Source organism: Chrysiogenia bacterium, from assembly GCA_020434085.1.
Classification (GTDB): Bacteria; JAGRBM01; JAGRBM01; order JAGRBM01; family JAGRBM01; genus JAGRBM01.
The window spans coordinates 1-7123 of record JAGRBM010000101.1 but is presented as its reverse complement, the minus strand read 5'-3'; the positions used below and the strand labels follow the sequence as shown (position 1 = coordinate 7123).

Genomic DNA, 7123 nt, shown 5'->3' with positions numbered 1-7123 from the left:
TTGAGGGTGAAAGCAGATGGACAGCAGGTTCCTTGCGCTCACGAGAGTCATCACCCTGGGGCCGCTTTTCTTTGATCTGCTGGCGATCGATCGCTACGTCTTTCGTTCGGGCAATCCTTTTCTCGGCTTTCCGCGCAATCTCACCGAGCTCTTTGCCCCACCCGATCGCGTGTTCCGCTTGTTGCAGCGCGAAGGCGTGATCCCGGCCAGCGCGCGCTGCATTTCGTGTGAGCATTGCGGCGGCGCGGACACCGAACCCGACAAGAACGTCGCGCGCATCGACATTGTTTATTCGACGCCGGGCTCTCAGCGCGAGGAGCTGCGGGTGTTCGTAAAGCTCCCCTCGGCGCGCCAGTACAAGCTCTATTTCAAGGCACTGCTCGCCGCGGCATCCACCGACAACAAGGAAGTCGCCTTTCACAACGTCATTCTGCCCGAGCTTGCGCGGCAGGCGGGCGGTCGCGAGAAGCTGGGCTTCGCGGCGCCGAAGAACCTGTTCGCCGCATGGTCGCGGCCCTTCGAGCGCTCCATCCTCATTCAGGAGTGCGTCGACATGGACCGGTTCCACAGCCGGCCCGACTGGATGGACGCCGATGCCCGGATGGTGGAGCGCATCCTCGACAGCGCCACGGACCTGCACCGAAGGACCTGGCAATTGCGAGGCATGCCGCCGAAGGTTCTCGGCAAGTTTCTCGAAAGAAGCGGCGTGGACTGGCTCGATCCGGGCGTTCAGTTCTATGCCCGGCGGGCTTCGAGTTCGTTCCAGGAAATCTGGAAAGCCATTCAGAAGCGCACGGCCAGGGAGCCGGTGACGATCAGCCATGGTGACTGCCGCATGGGCAATTGCCTGTTCAGCTCGGATTACTCGGAAGTGATCCTGACCGACTGGGAGGTCAACTCGATCACGTTCTACCTGTGGGACATCACCTACTGCATGACCGTCAGCTTCACGCCCGATGACCGCCGCAGGCACGAAGAGGCCTTCATTCGCCGCTACCTGGACGCACTCAGGGAGAACCCGCAGATCACCGACGTCCCGTCTTTCGAGAGCGCGATGGAACTGCACCGGATCGGCATGCTCTGCATCCAGATCTTTTCCTGGCTCATCTCCCGGTTCGGCGGTGTTGGGCAGACGCAGGGCAATTCCGACGAGGACATGCACTCGTGGAAGGAAAAACTCGACGGGGCGATGGCGGATGTATTGGGCGACCCGGTCGGACTGGCCAGGGCGCTCGACGTCGATGTCTCACTCGTCCAGCAATTCCGGGAAGACTACTACTCGGGAAAAATCCTGCGCGCCGACTGAGAAGCGCGCTCGATTACGGCCCGGCCGGTTCCGGGTCGTGTTCCAGCCCCGGCGCAATCCCCAGCCGCTTCATGTGCGCAATCAGCATCCCCCTGCACACGGCATCCTCTGGAAAGCGCGCGTTGCAGCGCTGGAGGACGGCCAGCGCGCTGCGGCGCGGGTCGATGTTCTTCTCGCGGGTGCCGAAGCTCAGGTAGTGATTGGCGATGGCGGCGTAGTCGGCGGGCGAGCGCGAGATGTCGTAGAGAAAGACCGAGTGCCCGAACTGGCGCTGCGCGGGGCGGTCCCGAAAGAGCGTGCCGATCCCGTTGCCCGAGCCGTAGTAGGTCGTGCCGGAAACCCATACGAGGTCGGGCGCCGCAAGCGGCGGAACCGGCACATTCTTCACGCGCGGCATTCCCGCGATCTCCGTCCAGGGACGCGCGTGCAGGTAGAAGCCGCGGATCTGCGGGTTGCCGAAAACATCGGCGGCAAAGAGTGCGGGCTGGTAGGGAAGCGCGGCGAGAAAGGCGCCCGCCTGCTTCAAATCCTGTCCCCAGTCGATGTTGGAATCCACGAAGTAGCGCGGGCCCTTCTCGGGGCCGCCGGCGATCTCGTTGAAGTAGGCCAGGTAATGGGGCGCAACGGACGCGCCGGCCCACACCGACCACAGGGCCATGGCGCCGGTGAACGCCGCCAGCGCGCGGTTTCTACTTTCCCATGCAATCGCGCCCACGCGCGAACCGGCAAGAATCATGAACACAAGAGACGGCAGCACGTAGCGCACGCCGCGGTCCACCCAGGAGAGCGTCATGGCCAGCGTGATGCTCGCCGCCGGCACGACGATGAGGCAGAAGTCCACGAGGCTCCAGCGCGGCCGGCGCCTGAAGAAAGCGACCGATGCAATGAAGAGCGCCCAGATGCCCAGCGGGACTTTGAGCAGCAGGCAGAAGATGAAGTAGTCCCAGAATCCGCTCTGCCTGATCTCGCCGAAGAGAATCGCTTCGTTCCGCGTGCCGCGGCGACGGAGCTGGTAGGCGAAGCCCTCGAAATACTTTGCCAGATGCACGAAGCGGTAACTCAGCAGAACCGGCAACGCGATGGCGATGGCGAGAACCAGCCACGTGCGCCAGTCGTGCCAGATGGACTCTTCGGGCTCACCCTGCTGCTCGCCGCGCTGGAGCCACCAGTGAATGCAGGTGACGGGACCGAGCACGCCGATGAGCAGAAACGTGGTGGAAAACTTCGTGACCAGCCCGGCACCGATGACCGCGCCGAAGGCGATCACCAGCGGCAGCGTGGGTTTTTGCAGGAGCTCCCAGAGCAAATAGGTCGCCCCCACGAGGGCCAGCGTGACGCCGGTATCGATCGTAACGAGCGAGGAATTGGCGATGAGGTTGGGCTCAAAGGTGCCAATGAGCAGCGCCAATGCGCCGGCGGGAACTCCCCACAACCGGTAGGCCCACCACCCGAGCAGAAAGATCAGTCCGACGCCCAGCGCCACGTTGGCAAGCCGCGCGCGCAAAATGAAACCGCGCGGGTTGGCGACGGCCCGCGCCAGAAAGATGGCCGAGGAATCCCACTGGTCGAGCCGCCGGTCGATGCGCTCGGCGCCGCGGACCTCCGCCAGTGCATTGGGCAGCGCCAGGTATTCCTTGAGCAGGGGCGGGTGCTCGGGCATGTAGTGGAAGTCGCCGTCCACCAGGTGCTGGTAGCCCGTCATCAGGTAGGCGGGCTCGTCCCAGGTCATGGACTTGATGCTCGCAAAGCGATAGCCCTGCGTCGCAAAAACCACCGCGCACAGCCCGGCCAGCCACAGCAGGCGGGTGCGCGCGAGGTCGCGGGGTGCTGCACTTGTCTCGTCCATGACGAGAGCAGCTTAGCGAGTCACCGGCGGGAATCCAGTCTCTGCCTATTGCGACCAGCGGAAGGAGACCAGGAACTCGTCCACGCTGGGGTCGGTGATGCGGAACTGCCCGTAGGGCGAGGGTCCGTGCAGGTAACGCGCCAGCAACTTCACCCGCGGACGGTGGTGGCGGCGCTTGCCGATCTCCAGCCCGGCGACGACCGCGGTGGTGGGCTTTCCGTCGTGGGTCTGCTGGGGATTGACATCCACGCCGATCACCGGGTGGGCCAGCACGAAGATGTTCAGGTCGGGGCGCCATTCCATGCCCACGTGTCCCTCCCAGCGCTTTACCGCCGAGGGTTCGACGCGCACCTTGAACTCCGGACCGCCGTAGACGCGCACCCGCCCGTCCCACAGGTCGTAGGATGCCAGAAACTCGAGCGCCTCGAAGCTCAGGTTGATGCGGTTGTTGGGATTGAAGTTCGTGATCTGGATGAACTCGTCTCCCAGGTGCGTGCTCTCGTGGTAGAAGCGCGTGCGCAGCGAGAGCGGCCCCTTGCGATAGCTGTGGTAGAGCCCGCCGTTGAAGTCGGCGTTAACCAGGTCCCCGCCGAAGTCGCCCGAGAAAGAGAGCAGCACCGTGGCCATGGGCATGATGCCGATCTGGTGGCCGTCGATGCGACCGTCCTCGCGCTCGTGATTGACGCGTCGAACCAGCGGAAAATCCCCGCCCATCCACACGACGATGTTGTAGAAGTCATGGGAACCCGCCAGGCGGCTCAGCGTCGGGCTGCCTGAAAGACGTCCGACCGCGGCCTCGGCACGCACCTCACGCGGGTTGGCCAGTACCGTGTCGAAGAGGTTGCCGCTCTGGAAGAGGGTAATGCCCTCTTCCTCGCCGGGCTCGGGACCGCAGGCGTCCTCGGAGACGACCCACGCAGGAAGCGCCCAGAAGGCGGGATCGCCCACGGGGTCGGCTTCTTCTTCGAGGGAGCAGGCCTCGATGCGGGGCTCATCGGAGATGGCGGACGCGCGTGCGAGCGCGGGCGCGAAGATCGCAGAAAACAGGGCAACAAAAAGGTGCAGCAGGTGCCGGTTCATGGAAGTTCTCCTTTTCCCCTGAACCCGTCCTGCTGATCTTGTGCTTCCCGTTCGTCCCCCATTCGATGCGAGGGGGCCGCTGCGCGATTTATGAAAAATTGATTAAGATCGAAAGCACTTCGAGGAACTCTTCATGTCCAGCTATTGCGACTTCGCCCCCGGCCATCCCTTCCACGGGCCCTACCACGACCGCGAGTACGGGTTTCCGCTACGCGACGACAACCGGCTCTTCGAGCGCCTGATTCTGGAGATCAACCAGGCGGGGCTGTCCTGGCTGACGATTCTCAAGAAGAAGGACAACTTCCGCGCCGCCTTCGACGGTTTCGACATCGCCACCGTCGCCCGCTACGGCGCGCGCGAGAAGAAGCGGCTGCTCAGCGATGCCGGAATCATCCGCAACCGCCTGAAAGTCGAGGCCACCATCGAAAACGCCCGGCGCATCGAGGCGTTGCAGGATGAATATGGATCCTTCAAGAAGTGGCTTGACCACCACCACCCGCTTACGAAGGACGAGTGGGTGAAACTCTTCAAGAAGACCTTCAAATTCACCGGCGGCGAAATCACCGGCGAATTCCTGATGAGCACCGGTTACCTCCCCGGCGCCCACGCGGAGAGCTGCCCCGTGCATGCGAAGATCGAGAAGAAGAAGCCGCCGTGGATGCGGGAGGGGTGATGAAGACGATACTACTGGCGCTAAGTCTTCTCGCTTTTGCGGGCTGCACGCAGAAACAGGAAAATCGAGTCTGCACGCCCGAAGAAATGCGCATGGGAAGAGCCTACGTTGTTGGAGAGGCCTGGGAGGCCAGTGACCCCGTTCTCTTTGGCGCGGTGGCAGCGGGTGATCTTGCACTTGCGCGACGGCAAATTGCCGAAGGTGCCGATCCTTCGGGGCGGAGCAAGTATGCCTCTCACCTGGAGTTCGCAATCTGGCGCGAGGATCTGGAAATGGTGCGCCTGCTCATCGCGTCCGGTGCTGCAATCGGGCAGAAAGAGTTCGCCTCTGCGGTGAGTTCGCACGATACCGAACTTGCGCGAGTCGTGCTGGATGCACTCAAAGAGGAATCGGCAGCGCCGATCCCTGATATCTCGATGCAGATTGCCGTCGCGGCTTATGGCGATGACGTTCCAATGATTGCACTGCTTCGCGAGTACGGACTGCTGAATCTGAGCGCCTGTGAGAACAACGCCCTCTACGCAGCCAGCCTCAACGAGGCCCACAAGGCCATGGAGTATTTGCTCGACTCGGGCGCACCTGCCAACGGCCCGGCTGAGTGCGATTCTGAGTCGCCACTCATGGCCGCTGCATACAACGGGGACCGCAAAGGCGTGGACCTGCTGCTTAGGCATGGCGCCGATCCTGCACAAGTGCACGACGGATGGACCGCTGCAGAAAGCGCTGCTGCGGCGGGTCACTACGAACTCGCCGACTACCTTCGAGCGCTGGCAGAGAAGAAATAAGAAACTTGCCACAGAGGACACAGAGTTCACGGAGCAGAATTTAAAACCACAGATACACACGGATGAACACAGATAGAGAAGGAACTTCTGGATTGTCTTGATCCGTGTTTATCTGTGTGCATCTGTGGTTAATTTCTCTTGTCTTCTCTCCGTGAACTCTGAGTTCTCCGTGGCAAACAAAAAGCCCGCCCCATCAGGGGGCGGGCTTTTCTTCACCCTCACGTAAATGAGAGAAATCAGGCTGCGGTTTTGCGCTGCTGCTCGGCGGCGCGTTGGATCTGGACGACGGCGGCCTGGGCGCTCTGGCCCATGCGCTGGGCGGCCTTGATCAGGCGGCGGCCGCCCATGCCGAAGGCGCGCATGGTGCGCTGGCGCCCGCGCTCGCGCTCGGCAAGGCCGTGTTCGATGAGCTTTTCGAGCTCGACGATCACGCGCTCCTTGATCTCGGCGACGATCTCGGGATTGTCGGCGGCCTCGGGGCCGTGGCCCGTGTGGACCGGCCAGCCCATGTAGTAGGAGAGCTTGACCGGAAGCGGCATGCCCGGCCCAAGGCCCATCCACATCGGGGTGGAATACTTGTCGGAGCCCATCTCCTGCTGCCAGCGACGCATGAACCAGGAGTCCTTCATCTGCTCGGCGGTGCGGATCTGGATCGCGATGTCGTCGATGCCGATGCAGGCGACCGGAATGATGGGAACGCCCGCCTGCAGCGCGACCTTCACGAATCCGTCGGCCTTGCCCCAGAACGGGCGGACTTCGTACTTCTGGTCGGGGCGCTTGATGGTCTCGCGAATGCCGCCGGGGTAGACGCTCATCAGGTTGCCATCGCTGAGCATCTCGATGGCCTGCTGGCGATTGCCCTCGACAATGCCCATCTGCTGGGCGAAGTAGCGATAGACGGGCAGCTTGAACACGGCGCGGTCGGCCATGGCACGCACGACGCGGCCGCGCTCTTCGTAGATGTGCTTGACGACAAACGGCGCGTCGAATCCGCCGGGGCCGTGGTTGCCGACGATGAGGGCGCCGCCCTTTTCGGGCACGTTTTCCAGGCCTTCGAAACTGACGCGGTGATACCGGTCCATGAAGTTGAACGACTTCATGTGCCGCTCAAAGGCCTTCACGTCGAGGCGACGAATGTAGCCGTGCTTTTTGCCGTATAGCTGGGGAAATGCTTGCTCGAGAGACATGATGCTTCCTCCTCCAAGAGTGAAGCTCATCCCGACAACGCGGAAAGAGAGTGGATTTTTCTTCGGGCCTGCGCGCCGTCCGTCTGCCGGTCCCGTCGCCCCGAGGGGCTCCAAGCCGGCCGGGCAGGCGCGCGCCCGCTGCATCCAGTTTGTTACCACGGTTCACTCCGGCCCGTCAACGACGGACCGGTCGGTCGGAAACGGCAAAATGTGGCACTCTCAGGCCGATTTCATGTTCTCGGGCGA

At 62.8% G+C, this 7123-nt stretch carries 6 protein-coding genes; 3 read left to right on the top strand and 3 right to left on the bottom strand.

The features are described 5' to 3' along the window. The first annotated feature begins 16 nt into the window (after positions 1-16). Complete coding sequence (locus tag KDH09_03455; protein ID MCB0218727.1) at positions 17-1306, top strand: phosphotransferase; 1290 nt, start codon at positions 17-19, stop codon at positions 1304-1306. A gap of 13 nt (positions 1307-1319) precedes the next feature. Here KDH09_03455 and KDH09_03450 read toward each other — a convergent pair whose 3' ends face one another. Then, positions 1320-3152 (bottom strand): phospholipid carrier-dependent glycosyltransferase, encoded by a 1833-nt coding sequence (locus tag KDH09_03450; GenBank protein ID MCB0218726.1) that lies wholly within the window; start codon positions 3150-3152, stop codon positions 1320-1322. 45 nt (positions 3153-3197) lie between these two features. Then, positions 3198-4232: a DUF1207 domain-containing protein gene (locus tag KDH09_03445; protein MCB0218725.1), complete on the bottom strand. Its 1035-nt coding sequence runs from the start codon at positions 4230-4232 to the stop codon at positions 3198-3200. 133 nt (positions 4233-4365) lie between these two features. Between KDH09_03445 and KDH09_03440 the strand changes: the two genes are divergently transcribed. Together KDH09_03440 and KDH09_03435 are read left to right on the top strand one after the other, a co-directional pair. Further along, positions 4366-4905 carry a DNA-3-methyladenine glycosylase I gene (locus KDH09_03440; protein MCB0218724.1) on the top strand — a complete coding sequence of 180 codons (540 nt, stop codon included), beginning with the start codon at positions 4366-4368 and terminating at the stop codon, positions 4903-4905. Beyond that, a complete protein-coding gene (locus tag KDH09_03435; protein MCB0218723.1) occupies positions 4905-5690 on the top strand; it encodes an ankyrin repeat domain-containing protein in 786 nt (261 codons plus the stop codon). Before KDH09_03440 ends, KDH09_03435 begins: the two co-directional genes overlap by 1 nt. Positions 5691-5926: 236 nt before the next feature. On the opposite strand, the gene KDH09_03430 is transcribed toward KDH09_03435, so the two are convergent. After that, a complete protein-coding gene (locus KDH09_03430; protein ID MCB0218722.1) occupies positions 5927-6877 on the bottom strand; it encodes an acyltransferase family protein in 951 nt (316 codons plus the stop codon). Positions 6878-7123 lie beyond the last annotated feature (246 nt).